This is a genomic window from Sphingopyxis sp. FD7, from assembly GCF_003609835.1.
GTDB lineage: Bacteria > Pseudomonadota > Alphaproteobacteria > Sphingomonadales > Sphingomonadaceae > Sphingopyxis.
The window spans coordinates 3265150-3278772 of record NZ_AP017898.1 but is presented as its reverse complement, the minus strand read 5'-3'; the positions used below and the strand labels follow the sequence as shown (position 1 = coordinate 3278772).

13 protein-coding genes and 1 tRNA gene are annotated in these 13623 nt (G+C 63.3%); 6 read left to right on the top strand and 8 right to left on the bottom strand.

Annotated elements, in window-relative coordinates; translation table 11 throughout:
• Positions 1–106: 106 nt before the first annotated feature.
• A complete protein-coding gene (locus SPYCA_RS15940) occupies positions 107–1054 on the top strand; it encodes a tetratricopeptide repeat protein (protein ID WP_232003365.1) in 948 nt (315 codons plus the stop codon).
• Between the two features lie 187 nt (positions 1055–1241).
• Here the strand turns inward: SPYCA_RS15940 and putA are convergent, their stop codons facing one another.
• A complete protein-coding gene (gene putA / locus SPYCA_RS15935; RefSeq protein ID WP_120221764.1) occupies positions 1242–4337 on the bottom strand; it encodes a bifunctional proline dehydrogenase/L-glutamate gamma-semialdehyde dehydrogenase PutA in 3096 nt (1031 codons plus the stop codon).
• Positions 4338–4435: 98 nt separating this feature from the next.
• Between putA and SPYCA_RS15930 the strand changes: the two genes are divergently transcribed.
• Both SPYCA_RS15930 and SPYCA_RS15925 read left to right on the top strand, forming a co-directional pair.
• Entirely contained in the window at positions 4436–4906 is a 471-nt protein-coding gene (locus tag SPYCA_RS15930) for an Lrp/AsnC family transcriptional regulator (RefSeq protein WP_120221763.1), read from the top strand.
• A gap of 48 nt (positions 4907–4954) precedes the next feature.
• Positions 4955–5025: transfer RNA gene (locus SPYCA_RS15925), tRNA-Gly, on the top strand.
• A 220-nt stretch (positions 5026–5245) separates the two neighbouring features.
• On the opposite strand, the gene SPYCA_RS15920 is transcribed toward SPYCA_RS15925, so the two are convergent.
• A complete protein-coding gene (locus SPYCA_RS15920; protein ID WP_120221762.1) occupies positions 5246–5539 on the bottom strand; it encodes a hypothetical protein in 294 nt (97 codons plus the stop codon).
• A gap of 218 nt (positions 5540–5757) precedes the next feature.
• Between SPYCA_RS15920 and SPYCA_RS15905 the strand changes: the two genes are divergently transcribed.
• Positions 5758–7121 (top strand): IS3 family transposase gene (locus SPYCA_RS15905; protein WP_085995949.1). Its coding sequence is split into 2 segments (ribosomal slippage): positions 5758–6105 and positions 6108–7121, totalling 1362 coding nucleotides; the frame shifts between segments, so codons are not numbered across the junction.
• On the opposite strand, the gene SPYCA_RS15900 is transcribed toward SPYCA_RS15905, so the two are convergent.
• From SPYCA_RS15900 to SPYCA_RS15890, 4 genes are all read right to left on the bottom strand, one after another.
• The gene (locus SPYCA_RS15900; RefSeq protein ID WP_120221761.1) at positions 7066–7983 is read right to left on the bottom strand and encodes a DNA cytosine methyltransferase; all 918 of its coding nucleotides are present in this window, start codon (positions 7981–7983) and stop codon (positions 7066–7068) included. The genes SPYCA_RS15905 and SPYCA_RS15900 overlap by 56 nt on opposite strands.
• Before the next feature lie 3 nt (positions 7984–7986).
• Positions 7987–8172, bottom strand: coding sequence for a hypothetical protein (locus SPYCA_RS15895; protein ID WP_120221760.1), 186 nt, complete (start codon positions 8170–8172; stop codon positions 7987–7989).
• A gap of 216 nt (positions 8173–8388) precedes the next feature.
• The gene (locus tag SPYCA_RS19125; RefSeq protein WP_146625167.1) at positions 8389–8685 is read right to left on the bottom strand and encodes a hypothetical protein; all 297 of its coding nucleotides are present in this window, start codon (positions 8683–8685) and stop codon (positions 8389–8391) included.
• A gap of 25 nt (positions 8686–8710) precedes the next feature.
• Positions 8711–9790: an IS5 family transposase gene (locus SPYCA_RS15890; RefSeq protein ID WP_120220341.1), complete on the bottom strand. Its 1080-nt coding sequence runs from the start codon at positions 9788–9790 to the stop codon at positions 8711–8713.
• 272 nt (positions 9791–10062) lie between these two features.
• On the opposite strand from SPYCA_RS15890, the gene SPYCA_RS15885 reads away from it, so the two are divergent.
• Both SPYCA_RS15885 and SPYCA_RS19120 read left to right on the top strand, forming a co-directional pair.
• Positions 10063–11151: a DUF4402 domain-containing protein gene (locus tag SPYCA_RS15885; RefSeq protein ID WP_120221759.1), complete on the top strand. Its 1089-nt coding sequence runs from the start codon at positions 10063–10065 to the stop codon at positions 11149–11151.
• Between the two features lie 77 nt (positions 11152–11228).
• Positions 11229–11492 carry a hypothetical protein gene (locus SPYCA_RS19120; RefSeq protein ID WP_146625166.1) on the top strand — a complete coding sequence of 88 codons (264 nt, stop codon included), beginning with the start codon at positions 11229–11231 and terminating at the stop codon, positions 11490–11492.
• 64 nt (positions 11493–11556) lie between these two features.
• On the opposite strand, the gene SPYCA_RS15880 is transcribed toward SPYCA_RS19120, so the two are convergent.
• Both SPYCA_RS15880 and SPYCA_RS15875 read right to left on the bottom strand, forming a co-directional pair.
• Positions 11557–13008 (bottom strand): relaxase/mobilization nuclease domain-containing protein, encoded by a 1452-nt coding sequence (locus tag SPYCA_RS15880; RefSeq protein WP_120221758.1) that lies wholly within the window; start codon positions 13006–13008, stop codon positions 11557–11559.
• Positions 12974–13411: a plasmid mobilization protein gene (locus SPYCA_RS15875; RefSeq protein ID WP_120221757.1), complete on the bottom strand. Its 438-nt coding sequence runs from the start codon at positions 13409–13411 to the stop codon at positions 12974–12976. Before SPYCA_RS15875 ends, SPYCA_RS15880 begins: the two co-directional genes overlap by 35 nt.
• Positions 13412–13623 lie beyond the last annotated feature (212 nt).

Sequence of the window (13623 nt, the reverse complement as noted above, 5' to 3'; positions counted from 1 at the left end):
CTGACGATTTTGTCGTTGACCGACCTCGTGGGTCGAAGGCTACACCATCGCCGGACAAAGGCAATATGGCGCGCAGCGCGCCGGCCATTTTTCGCGGGGAGCAAAAATGAGCGAGACCAACGGCATGACGACCGGAAAAGCGACCGGGATGAGCGCCGCCAATCGCGCGATCCTGATCGCCGCCTTCGTGCTGCTCGTCGCGGCGATCGGCCATGCGATATGGCGCGATTCGGCGCCCGCCGCCGACCAGGCGACCGAAGGGGCCGCAGCGCCGGGCGACCAGCTCGCCGCGCTGGAGGCGCGCGTGCAGCGCGAACCGGCGAGCGCCGACGCCTGGACCGCGCTCGGCGCCGCCAGGTTCGACCTTGGCGATTTTGCGGGCGCCGCTGCCGCTTATGAAAAGGCCGTGGCGCTCTCGCCCGAATCGGCCGGGCTCTGGTCGGCGCTCGGCGAAGCGCGGGTGATGGCGAGCGAACGCGAGGCGATGCCCGCCGCGGCGTCCGAGGCTTTCGACAAGGCGATCGCGCTCGACGCCAAAGACCCGCGCGCGCGCTATTTCCTCGCGGTCAGAAAGGATATTGGCGGCGATCACACGGGCGCGATCGAGGACTGGTTCGCGCTGCTCGCCGACACGCCGCAGGGCGCGCCGTGGGAAGCGGACCTGCGCCGAACGATCGAACAGGTCGGCGCGATCCACAAGATCGACGTCGCGGCGCGGCTGGCCGCAACGCAGGCGCGGCCGCTGACCGCCAACGAGATGCCCGTCGCGGCGCGCGCGATTCCGGGGCCAAGCCGCGCCGATATGGAAGCCGCGGCACGGCTCCCCAAGGGACAGCAGGATGCGATGATCCAGGGCATGGTCGACGGGCTGGAGGCCAGGCTCAAGGCCAATCCCGCCGACGTCGATCGCTGGATCATGCTGATGCGCAGCCGCATGACGCTGGGCGAAACCGCAAAGGCGGCCCAGGCGCTGAAGGACGGCATTGCTGCCAACCCCGCCGCCGCGGGCCGCCTGAAGGCGCAGGCGCAGCTGCTCGGCGTGCCCGGCGCATAGCCGGGCTTGGCGTCAAGCCGTCAAGGGCGTATGATAGGGCCGCTGCGGGGGGCAACCATAACATAGGGTCGCCGCGGCACCATGCCGCGAGACGCTTTCGGACGTATTGCCTGGGACAGCCGTCCACTCTGTATCAGGCCTCGCGGTTTCCCGGCCGGAGGGCGGGGAGGGAGCGGTCATGCGCGCCTCACCCCGCCATCAGCGCCGCATTGCCGCCCGCCGCGGTGATATCGGTCGAAATCGTCTTTTCCTCGGCAAAACGGTGCAGATAATGCGGGCCGCCCGCCTTGGGCCCGGTTCCCGACAGGCCGCGTCCGCCAAAGGGTTGCGACCCGACGATCGCGCCGATCTGGTTGCGGTTGACATAGACGTTGCCGACCGCCGCACGCGCCGCGATGTGCGCCGCGACGCCATCAATGCGCGTGTGGACGCCGAGCGTCAGCCCGTAACCCGACGCATTGATCGCGTCGATCAGCGCGTCGAGCTCGCCGCCCTTCCACGTCGCGACATGCAGCACCGGACCGAAAATCTCGCGCTTCAAATCGGTGACATGGTCGAGCCGGATCAGGACGGGCGGCACGAAATGGCCGCCCGCGGGCAGGCTCGTCCGCCCGGCCTCGGCAATCACGCGCCCCGCGGCGCGCGCTTCGGCGACATAGGCGGCGATGTTCGCCCGCGCCTCTTCGTCGATGATCGGGCCGACGTCGGTCGACAGCACCGAGGGATCGCCGATGTTGAGCTCGGCCATCGCCCCCGCGACCATGTCGATCATCGTATCGGCGACATCTTCCTGCACGCACAGCAGCCGGAGGGCCGAGCAGCGCTGCCCCGCCGACTGGAAGGCGCTGGCGACCGCGTCGCGCGCGACCTGTTCGGGAAGCGCCGTCGAATCGACGATCATCGCATTCGCGCCGCCCGTCTCGGCGATCAAGGTCGCGATCGGGCCGTCGCGCCCGGCAAGGCTGCGGTTGATCGCGCGGGCAACCTCCGTCGAGCCGGTGAAGGCGACGCCGCTGATGTCGCCATGGCGGGTCAGCGCCGCGCCGACCGTTTCACCGCGGCCCGGAAGATAATGCAGCACATCGCCCGGAATACCGGCTTCGAGCAGCAGTTCGACCGCGGCGTGCGCGATCAGCGGCGTCTGCTCGGCGGGCTTGGCGAGCACGGCGTTGCCCGCGGCGAGCGCCGCCGACACCTGGCCGAGAAAAATGGCGAGCGGGAAGTTCCACGGGCTGATGCACACGAAGACGCCCTTGCCCTCGAGCATCAGCTCGTTGCGCTCGCCCGTCGGGCCGGGAAGCGCGACCGGGTAAGTGAAATCGGCGCGCGCCTGCGCGGCATAATAGCGGAGGAAATCGACCGCCTCGCGCACCTCGGCGACCGCGTCGACGAGCGTCTTGCCCGCTTCGTCGATCGCGAGGCCGAGGAAGAGCGCGTCATGCTCTTCGAGCAGATCGGCGGCGCGTTCGAGGCGTTCGGCGCGGAAGGCGCCGCCGGCGAGGCTCCAATTGCCTTGCGCCGCGCGCGCCGCGGCGACCGCGTCGGCGACCGCCGCCGCATCGGCCTCGACCACCTGCCCGACGATGGCGCCCGTCGCGGGGTTGCGCACGGGTTCGGCCCTGCCGCTTCGCGCCGCGCCGCCGACGATCGGCGCTGCGATGCGGTCGCTGCGCCGCGCGGCGCCGATTGCAGCGACCAGCGCCTCGGGCACACCGGGATCGCCGAGATCGTAACCGCGCGAATTGCGCCGCGCCGGGTCGAACAGCGCCAGCCCGGTGGCGATGTTCGAAGACGCCGGGCTGGCGACGCTGCGCGGATCGACCGCCAGCTCTTCGGCGCTGACGTCGGGGTCGGAAAACTGGTGGACGAAGCTGGAGTTCGCGCCATTTTCGAGCAGGCGCCGGACGAGATAGGCGAGCAGGTCGCGGTGCGTCCCAACCGGCGCATAGACACGCACCGGGCGCGGCGGCGGGAAGAGCGCGACCAATGCGTCATGCGCGCCCTCGCCCATGCCGTGCAGCCGCTGCAACTCGTAATCGGCGCCCGCGAACAGTTCGGCGACAAACGCCAGCGTCATCGCATTATGACTGGCAAAGGCCGGATAGATGCAATCCTGATGGCCGCGCAGCAGCTGCGCGCAGCGCATATAGTTGAGGTCGGTGTGCAGCTTTGCGGTGAACACAGGAAAATCGCCGAGGCCCAGCGTCTGCGCGCGCTTGATCTCGGTATCCCAATAGGCGCCCTTGACCAGGCGCATCGACAGCCTGACCCCGCGCGTCCGCGCGCGCTTCGCAAGCCAGTCGATCACCGCGGGCGCGCGTTTCTGATAGGCCTGAATGACGATACCGAGCCCGGTCCAACCGTCGGCGATCCCCGCGTCGATCAGCGCCGCGAACACATCCATATGCGGTTCCAGCCGATCGCTTTCCTCGGCGTCGATCATCAGCGGAATGTTCGCCGCGCGCGCCGCTTTCGCGAGCTCGATGACGCGCGGAACCAGTTCTTCGCGTACGCGCGCCGCTTGCAGATATTCGTATCGCGGGTGAAGCGCCGACAGCTTGATCGAAATGCCGTGGTTCGCGTGCGGATCGCCCGGTTTGGCGTCCTTTCCGATGCGGGTAATCGCGTCGGCATAGCTGTCATGATAGCGCGCCGCGTCGTCCGCGGTCCGCGCCGCTTCGCCCAGCATGTCGAAACTCGCAAGCTCGGCCTTTTCCTTGTCGGCGCGTTTGACCGCGGCGTCGATCGTCTCGCCCATCACGAACTGCTGGCCGAGCAGCTTCATCGCCGCCAGCGCCGCCTGCCGGATCACCGGCTCGCCCGAACGGCGGATCATCGCCTTGAGCAGCGTCAGCGGGTTCGCCTTGCTGCCCATCGCGTCGAGCATCAGCGTCGCCGACCCCAGCGACAGGCCGCGCGCCGACAAGGCGACGATCAACGGACTGTCCTCATCGTCGCCCTCCGCCCAGTGGCGTCCGGCGATCTTGTCGCGGATCAGCGCGTTCGCGGTCGCATTGTCGGGGACGCGGAGCAGCGCTTCGGCCAGGCACATCAGCACGACGCCTTCCTCGGTCGAGAGGCGATAGCGGTTCATCAGCTGCGCAACGAGCGTCTCGCGCTCGCCCTCGGCCTTCGCTTTGCGGATCAATTCCAGCCCGCGCTGCGTCACCGCCGCGACGCTGGCGGGTGAGGTGGCGAGGGCGGCGCGCAGCTCGGCGACGATATCGGTTTCGCTGCGGCGGGCAAGGGCGCGGATTGCGGCGCGATCGGGGTCGTGGATCATGGCGCCGGTTTAGCATATCGTCGCACGGCGATCCGACTTGTTTCGATCGCAGCAATGTGCAAATCGACCAAGTTTGTGGCATCAGATGGTCGAATAAAATGAAAAATAGCCGTAATGCAGTCGATCTGGACGAGTTCGATCGAAAGATCCTGGCGATTCTGGGCCGCGACGGGCGGATCACCTTCACCGAGCTTGCGCTACGGGTCGGCCTGTCGAAAACGCCGTGCCAGCAGCGGGTGAAGCGCCTCGTCGACAGCGGGTTGATCACCGGCTTTCGCGCGATCGTCGATCCCGCCAAGGTCGGGCTCGACCATGTCGCCTTCACCGAGGTCAAGCTGTCGGACACGCGCGAGGAGGCGCTCAAACGGTTCAATGCTGCGGTGCGGCAGATTCCCGAAGTCGAGGAATGCCATATGATTGCCAGCAGCTTCGACTATCTGCTCAAGGTCCGCACCCCCGACATCCGCCGCTATCGCATCGTGCTCGGCGAAAAAATCTCGAGCCTCCCGCACGTCGCCAGCACTTCGACCTTCGTGGCGATGGAAACGATCTGCGAATCGGCCCGCTGACGGAGGTGATTGACCGTCGCGCGCAGCTGTGCCAATCGCGCAACCCTCGCGGGTGTAGCTCAATGGCAGAGCAGAAGCTTCCCAAGCTTACGACGAGGGTTCGATTCCCTTCACCCGCCGTAAATCTTTGGATTCCAATAAAGCATTGAAATATATCGGCAAAAATCAGCGATTTTTGCCTGTGTAGGAACTGTGCAGAAAAATTTGCGGAATCGTTCTCGTTCCGCCCGCCGTCTATCGACATCAAAATCGTGAAGCGGCTGTGCCGCGATTCTCGGGAGGGGTTCCGGGGCTTGGGGCGGAAGGGAAAGCCGCGCCTTGGACGCGGGTTTCCCCTCTCTAGAACAGTTCGCCTTGGCGGCTCTTGGCGACATAGGCGCGCCACTCGGGCTTTGTCGCCTCCTCGTCTAGCCATGCGTTAATCTGCGCCACTACGTCGCCCCCGTTGGCTTCAACGGTGCCGCAAGGATGGAAGTGGGATTTGTAACCTGTTTCCGTGATTGGCAGCGGCGCGCACTCGGGCTTGATGCTGCGAATTTCAAGATGGGCGATTACGCCCCATTTGATGGGGCTATAGATCGCCTCAATCTCGATGCCTTGCCATTGGAAGCGGTAGATTTGGGGCTGGGTCATGGTCAGCACCCCGCAAACACATGAACAGCATCATGTGCGGTCTGGATGGTGAATAGGTCGCCATTGAGTTCGGCGTCTCGCGCCATCGCGTCATAATCGACATAGTAGCGGAGTGCCTCTGGTATAGCGGTGGTGCTCCCCGTCAGCACCAATGGCACAGATTTGAGGTTGTGATTTAAGGAGGATTTGGGCTTCGTCGTAGTGACGAAGGAACGAAGATGAAGCCCAAATCCTCCAATGCAAAATCGCCGACCAAGGCCCCTGCGGAGCGGGTGGTGAAGGACATCCGGCGTGCAACCCGCCGGCACTTCTCGGCCGAAGACAAGATCCGCATCGTGCTGGATGGCCTGCGCGGCGAGGACAGCATCGCCGAGCTGTGCCGCAAGGAAGGCATTGCCCAGAGCCTGTATTACACCTGGTCGAAGGAGTTCATGGAAGCCGGCAAGCGCCGCCTGGCCGGCGACACCGCCCGTGCCGCGACCACTGGCGAGGTGCAGGATCTGCGCCGCGAAGCCCGCGCCCTGAAGGAATGCGTTGCCGACCTGACCCTGGAGAACCGCCTGCTCAAAAAAAGCATGATCGCGGATGGGGGCGACGACGAATGAGGTATCCCGCCTCGGAGAAGCTCGAGATCATCCGGATCGTCGAGCAGTCGCACCTGCCCGCCAAACGCACGCTGGACCAGCTCGGCATCGCCCGTCGGACCTTCTACCGCTGGTATGACCGGTTCCTCGAAGGCGGCCCGGAGGCCTTGGAGGATCGGCCGTCGGCGCCGACCCGGGTGTGGAACCGCATCGGCGATGATATCCAGGACCAGATCGTCGAGATGGCCCTGGACTACAGCGAACTGTCACCGCGCGAGCTGGCGGTGCGGTTCACCGACGAGAAGCGCTACTTCGTGTCGGAAGCCACGGTTTACCGCCTGTTGAAGGCCCATGATCTGATCACCAGCCCGGCCTATGTCGTGATCAAGGCCGCCGATCAGTTCCACACCAAGACCACCCGGCCGAACGAGATGTGGCAAACCGACTTCACCTACTTCAAGATCATCGGGTGGGGCTGGATGTACCTGTCGACCGTGCTCGACGACTTCTCGCGCTACATCATCGCCTGGAAACTGTGCACCAACATGCGGGCCGAGGACGTCACCGACACGCTGGACATGGCGCTGGCTGCCTCGGGCTGCGACAGCGCCACCGTGCTGCACAAACCCAGGCTGCTCAGCGATAACGGTCCCAGCTACATCGCTGGCGAACTGGCTGAATACATCGAAGCTCAGCAGATGAGTCATGTGCGCGGTGCACCGTGCCACCCTCAGACCCAGGGCAAGATCGAGCGCTGGCACCAGACTCTGAAGAACCGCATCCTGCTGGAGAACTACTTCCTGCCCGGCGACCTCGAGGCCCAGATCGAAGCCTTCGTCGAGCACTACAACAATCAACGTTACCACGAGAGCCTGAACAACGTGACGCCCGCCGACGCCTACTTCGGCAGGGCACCAGCCATCATCAAACAGCGTGAAAGGATCAAACGACAGACCATCGAATATCGGCGCTTGCAACACCGCAAGCTCGCCGCTTAAAATCCAGCCCCTGACGAGGCCCGCACTCCGCTAATTTACGCCGCGAGTTGTGCCAAATGTTCTGACGACGGACATTGAGCGAGCGCCCGAGTGCGCCCTTGAAGCTCTCGATGTTGCCAAATCCGATCGCGTGCGGCGTCTGGTCGCGGTACGGGTAGGTCGCCCCGAACTCCATTGCCCAGATCGGGAACGAGGGAAGCTCCTTGTCGCGGGCAAGCGCGTCGAGCAATTCCTGCCATGTTTCGAGATACTGGATGAAGCGCGGTCCCAACGGGCGCGCGTCATTGGGGTTCTTGTCGAGCACGCTGGTGATGGACACCTGATCGAGCCGGTGCGTGGCCTCGGGCCAGGCGAAATCATCAAGTCCATTGCGCGCACCGACGATGATGGCCCGCTCGCGCACTTGCGGCACACCGAACATGAAAGGCGAGAGCTTGCCGAGATCGACGGTGTAATCGAGCGATTCCAGCCGGGTTTTGATCTTGGTCCACGTCTTGCCTTCGTCATGACGAATAAGGTTGGGGACGTTCTCGATCAGCAGATAGGCGGGCTTATGCGTGTCGAGAATTTTGAGCACGTAATCGAACAGGTCGCCCCATTGGGGGCAATCGAACCCGAGTTGGTCGCCAGCCTTGGAAAACGGCTGGCAGGGGAATCCGGCGCACAAAATGTCGTGTGCTGGCACCGACGCGAAGGCTTCGCGGATGTCGCCATGCGGGCGGATGCCGAAGTTCAACTCGTAAAGATCGGCAAGGGCCGGGTCGAGTTCCGACGCGAACACACAGGTGTGACCGAAACGCTCAAGGGCTTGGTGGAAGCCACCAAGCCCTGCAAAGAGGTCAATGAATCGCAGCCCGCTCACACGCTAGTCGTCCAGCGGGAAGGTCAGTTGCTTGGCGGCTTGGCGCTCAAGCAGGTTTTTGACGGCGACGTTGACGACGTATTGCAGCTTGAGCGGCGGGCGATGATTGTGGGCAATGGCGCGCAAGGACTCATAGTCCTCAACGTCAAGGGAGACGGTAAACCGCTTTTGTCTCAGTGCCTTCGCCAATATGCACCCCTTTGCACCGACTTGCACCAAGTTTATGGAAAAGTCGATAGGGCAAATGCGTGGCTGTCATTCAGCTTGGGGTCGCGTGATTGGCTTAGAAAATCCGCAGATTGGGCAGCAAGTCGTGACCCGCTGGGTGTTTGCGTGATCCGCCGCTTAGCCTACAAGTGGGATTGTCGCCTCCCCGTCAGAGTGGCTTTGGCGGGATAGGTGCTATCAGTGCTCAACAGGGTCCGTGTCGATAACAACGGCCTCAGCGATTTTGAGACGCGCGGAATGCGCATCCCGCAGGAACTTCTGAGCCATAGCTTGGTGCGCAATCAGGTCGAACTGCACGATGTTGTCGCCATAGAGCGAGCCGAGCCATGTCCGCGCCGGGGCGGTGACACCTGGACACCCGCAACAACCGTGATTTTGGCGACTTGATTGGCCGCGGTGCGGCATGATGCCTACAGGATGACCGTTTGTGCGGACAGATTGTCCTTTTTGCGCTGGTTTTGATGGGCTTTTCATCCGCTGCTGCGGATTTCGGGCGCACCTATGCCGTGGCTGCGCGCCGTTCGTGGAAGATCAGGCGGTCGAAGTTGTAGGCGAGGTTGGCGAGCGTGAGTTTGGCCTGAGCACGGGCAATGCCGATGGTGCGGATGAACAGGCCATAGCGGTTTTTCTGGTGCGCAAAGACATGCTCGACCCGTGCCCGGATCGCTGACTTTGCCGCATTGGCCCGCGCCATGCGCTCGGGCATCGGCTTGCCCTTGGGCTTGCGGCGATGAATGCGGCTCTTGAGCATGTTGGCCTTGAGCCATGCCTCGTTCTTGCTGCTGCGATAGGCGCTGTCTGCCCAGACATCGCCAGCGGTGTTGCTCGTGTCGATCACCCTGCGCAACTGGCGCCCGTCGCTGTCGGCTGCCGAGGTGACGGTTGCTTTGCGGATAAAGCCGTAGCGCCGATCGATGCTGATATGCGACTTGTAGCCGAACACCGGCGTGGCGATCTGCGGCAGCGGCGTCCCATCGGGACGATGGCGGACCTTGCCCCCTATCTTCACCGTCCAGCGCGCGTCGACATCCTTTTGGTGCGCCTTGTTCGGCTTGCCGCGCCAGATCTGCCTTGCCGACTTGCCCGCCTTGATCGCGGCCTTCTCGTCCTCGGTGTTGCGCTGCTTGGGCGCGGGCACCAGCGTGGCATCGACGATCTGACCGCCCATCGCCAGATATCCCGCCTCGCGCAGTTGCTGCTCGAACGCCTGCATCAAAGCCTCGAGCGTGCCGCTCTGTGTGAGCCGGTTGCGATAGTGGCGGATGGTGTTTTCGTCTGGCATCGCGCCGCCAAGGTCGAAGCCGAAGAAGCGCATCCAGCTCAGCCGATCCCGGATCATGAACTCCATCCGCGCATCCGACAGATTATGCTGCGCCTGAACCACCAGTACCTTGAACATCGCCACAGGATCGAAGGCTGGCCGGCCGCCCTTGGCGCCGTCACTATAACCGAGGCCCTTGGTCAACAGCGGCCGGAAACGCTCGAACTCCACCGTGCCCGCCAAAACCTCCAGCGGGTCGCCGTCCTTGCTCAGCCGCTCCAGGTGCTCCGCCAGCGAAAACAGGCTGCGTGAGTGCATCAAACCTCTCCGTCCAATGCACAGAGTGAATCAGATCATGGCCCCAAACGCGAGGGGTTTTTGCGGGTGTCCACCTTCAAAGACCATGAAATTGCCCAAGCGTCGCGCAATGATGTCGCCCATGTATGATCCCGTTTTTTTGCAATAAGGAAAACGAATGCCCTTCCCAATTCTTGGGAAGGGCACCGCTGTCAGCTAAACATAGTGCGCACGGGCACCATGTCCATCAATAGATGATAGCAGAAATGCAGTTATTTGTCTAAGATTAGACGATGGGTCGTCTTTCATTCCTTCTCATCGCTTCTTTACTTCCTATGCTGCCAAAGGCGGTCAACGCCCAGCTTGCGGTAACGCAAGTCAATCTGGACATGCCCACGATTGAAGCCCCTGCCGCTGCCAGCGGCACGGTGGGGATCGGCACCAATGGCTCGATGTCCTATCCCGGAGGATATTCAGGCGGTCCGAGCGGAACGCCTGGACAGGTTCTGATCAATGGGACCGTCGGAAGGCGTACCCTCATTAGCTGCCAGCGCGACAAGACTGCGCGCAACGTGGGTGGCGCTGGCGGTAACCTCGACATCGAGAACTTCCAGATATTCGTTGTTCTCGGGAGCGCCAACACTGGTGGTCCTGGTGTTGGCGCAACATGCAACGGGATCGACAACAATGTGATCGATGTATCCCTTCCCGCAGCGGCATCCGCACGCACGATTTACATTGGTGCCAATCTAGCAGCCAACAACGTGCGCGCGGGTGGCAACTACAGACTGAGCAATCACCCGAATGGCCGCTTTCAGATAAAGGTTCGACAGCAAGGGGGCGGTCCACCCGTCGAGATAACGGTCACGGTCGATTTCAGCAGCAATTTCATCAGGCCACTGACCCTCACGCCGCTTGCTGACTTGGACTTTGCAGACATCGAAGTCGGCGGAACTGTCGGTGCGGGTGATCAAGCCAGCATTGGCACGAACGGTAGCATTACCTATGCAGGCGATTTCGCGGGTAGTGGTTCTGGCACTGCCGGTGCTGTCCGTCTTTCCGGCGGCGTCAATGGGACGACCTACGAGATATACTGCGATGCGACAGCCCAGCTACGCAATCTCGCCGGGACATCGTTCATTACCATGAACAGTATTCAGGTGGCGCCAGAGACATCACGAGGGGCGTTTGGAACGGGCGCACTTTGCAACGGGATTACCGGAGCGGCAGCCACAACGTTCGTGTTCCAGAACACTACAAGAGATGATCTCTACTTTGGCGGTCGGCTCGACGGTGCCACGGCTAACGGGACAATCTCTGGGCTATTCAGCACGTCGCACCCAAGTGGAAATTCCTTAGATATTCTGGTCGTAGGACAATAATTTTCATACGTTCTGACTACTGCATCCACAGCGGCTTCATGAAGTGTCGGGCACGGAAACGTGCCCGCAAGCGGCGGATGGATCGCGGCCTTGGGCTGGGTCGCGGTGCCATCGGGGGTGCCAGGAACATCGAACCAAAATCTGCACCATCAGCGGCATCGCTGGTGGTCCTGCCGGATGCTCCAAAGAACTTCGATGTGGCCTCGCTATGGCTCGCGCTGCCCTTGCCGTCGTCGCTTTTCTTTTCGCGCCGCGCGACCGCCATGAACCGTGAAACAAGGCTCGGCAGTATGGCGGCTGCCATGCTGCGCGCAAAACGCGATACCGCAGTGGCGGTTTGAGGCACGAGGCTGGCAATCTGCTTTATCAGCAGGCCCGGTTTTGATTGCAGGAAACGCGAGCCTGTCAGCGTGCGCGGTCATCGCGCTCCGGCCCGTCGCGCTGGCGTGTCTGGGCCTCAATGCGGCGGCGCTCATACTCGCGCTCAAGCGCGATAGCCCGCTGCTCGTCGGCAATACGACGGTCAAGGTCTTTGCCGTGCTCGTCCAGCAAGTCGGCCCGTTCCTGCCCCTGCCGCTTGATGAGGTCGTCGATCTCCTGCCGCTGGGCGACCTGCATCCCGCCGACCATGATGCGGATTTCATCGGAGCGGCGATCTTCGGCGTCACGGGCTTGCCGTGCTTCATCGGCGAGCCGCTGGATGCGCGCCTCCTCATTCACAGTCTCGCGGATGCTGCGCCACAGGCGATCAAATCCGCCCGGCTCTTGTGGGCGCTCGGTGATCGTGCGCCGTGCCTGCTCCTTCGAGAAGGACTCAATGGCCTTATCGGCGGCTGCTTGCTGGCTGGCCTGCAACTCGATCACTTCGCGGGCGTGGCGCAGTTCCTGCTCTTTCAGCTCCGCGCCGTGGCGCGCCAAAATGGCTTGGCGAAGCGTGTCGATGCGCTGGCGATCGGCCTCGGTGTCGTCTGGCGCAGGTGAATCCTGCTGTGGCTCTTGCGCGGGCGGGTCAGGTTGGGGCCGGTCTGGGGTTGGCTCTGCTCGCGCATTCTCTCGCATGGCGGCGCGTGCGTCGCTGACGCTGGGCAGGCTATCGGGGTCGATGTCGGCCATGAAGGCGCGAAGGTCTTTGGCGGTCACGCCGGGAAGCTGACGGCCAAGGCTGTGGACCTTGGCGTCCGTGTCGAGGATCACGAAGTCGCGGCGGTCGCCGCGCGCCAGGACATATCCGGCATCTTCAAGCGCAGCTTTGAAGGCTGGGCCGGTGTCACTGGCCTCGTATAGTCCTTTCACCTGCGCCTTGCGCTCGCGGTGGTTCATGCCGCCGCGCTCGCCCTGTTGCCATTCATCGTGTTGTGCCTCGGCGGTGGGAAACTCGGGCTGGGCCTCCCGATCACGCTTGGCGTGTTTGCCGGGAACATGCTCGTGCCCGAACTCCTGCTCTAGGCGCAAGCTGGCGCGCTCGTGGGCTTGGTAATTCATGCTGTCGGAGCGCAGTTTCATGGTGTCCATGTCGGTGCGTGCCCAAACCACATGGATATGCTCGCGCCCGTTCTTCTCGTGCATGACGATGGCGCGGGGCTGGCCTTGCAAGCCAAGCTCCTCCTCCAAGACCTCGACCGCCCGCAACCATTGGTCGCGGGTCATGTCATACTTGGCATCGGGGTCGATGTTGGCGTGGTAAAGGCCAAGCTTGCCCTTGGTGGCGAGGGTGTAGGTTTGCCAGTCACGGAAGGCTTGCTCGGTCGTGCCAGCGGAATCCAGTTGCAGGATTTCGACGCGCTCGTTGGTGTCGGCGCGGCCAAGGTGTCGGGCGAGCTGGCTAGGGCCAGCCCGGCTCTTGCCCTTGATGATCACGGGCAGGCTCCATACCGAGGGCGTCGTAAATCGCGGCAATCACCGCGTGGTATTGTTGCAGCGCGTCACGCAGTTCGGGGACGCCGATGTCGATGCCGAGATTGCTGTTGCGGGCGATCTGGTTGAGGTTGTTGCCCACGCGGTTCAGGGCGGCGAGCGTTTGGATCAGCGCCTGATGTTCGACGGGGCGGCGGCGGCGCGCGCGCGGGCCTGCATCGCCTAATGCTAGCGCGCGCATGAAGGCGGCGGATGCCATGCCAGCGCGTTCCGCACGGGCGGCAAAGGCGGATTTTTCGTCGGGGGTGACGCGAGCAAAAAGGACTTCCGTGCGCTGCCGTTTATCGGACTTGCGCCGGGTGCCGGGCGAAGGTTCGCGCGGCGGCGTTTGCTCGTCGTTGGCCATAATGTGGCCTCTCCTACAGCCCCGACAACAAATACGCCGGGGATCGAGGGGTAACCTCCCTCCCTTCGTCAGGGTGCAGGGGCATGAAGGCTCCTGCTCGTGGTCCGGGGCGCGAAAGCTCCGGTCAGGGTTCCAAGGGGCATGAAAGCCCTTTGGTTGTGGCCGCTGCAATCAGCGGTCATGGGTTTCCAAGGGAGAATGAAATCTCCTTT

Excerpts from the sequence above, each read along its gene's own strand:
- SPYCA_RS15940 (WP_232003365.1), top strand. The coding sequence starts at position 107 with ATGAGCGAGACCAACGGCATGACGACCGGAAAAGCGACCGGGATGAGC.
- putA (WP_120221764.1), bottom strand. The coding sequence starts at position 4,337 with ATGATCCACGACCCCGATCGCGCCGCAATCCGCGCCCTTGCCCGCCGC.
- SPYCA_RS15930 (WP_120221763.1), top strand. The coding sequence starts at position 4,436 with ATGAAAAATAGCCGTAATGCAGTCGATCTGGACGAGTTCGATCGAAAG.
- SPYCA_RS15920 (WP_120221762.1), bottom strand. The coding sequence starts at position 5,539 with ATGACCCAGCCCCAAATCTACCGCTTCCAATGGCAAGGCATCGAGATT.
- SPYCA_RS19125 (WP_146625167.1), bottom strand. The coding sequence starts at position 8,685 with ATGAAAAGCCCATCAAAACCAGCGCAAAAAGGACAATCTGTCCGCACA.
- SPYCA_RS15890 (WP_120220341.1), bottom strand. The coding sequence starts at position 9,790 with ATGCACTCACGCAGCCTGTTTTCGCTGGCGGAGCACCTGGAGCGGCTG.
- SPYCA_RS15885 (WP_120221759.1), top strand. The coding sequence starts at position 10,063 with ATGGGTCGTCTTTCATTCCTTCTCATCGCTTCTTTACTTCCTATGCTG.
- SPYCA_RS19120 (WP_146625166.1), top strand. The coding sequence starts at position 11,229 with ATGGATCGCGGCCTTGGGCTGGGTCGCGGTGCCATCGGGGGTGCCAGG.
- SPYCA_RS15875 (WP_120221757.1), bottom strand. The coding sequence starts at position 13,411 with ATGGCCAACGACGAGCAAACGCCGCCGCGCGAACCTTCGCCCGGCACC.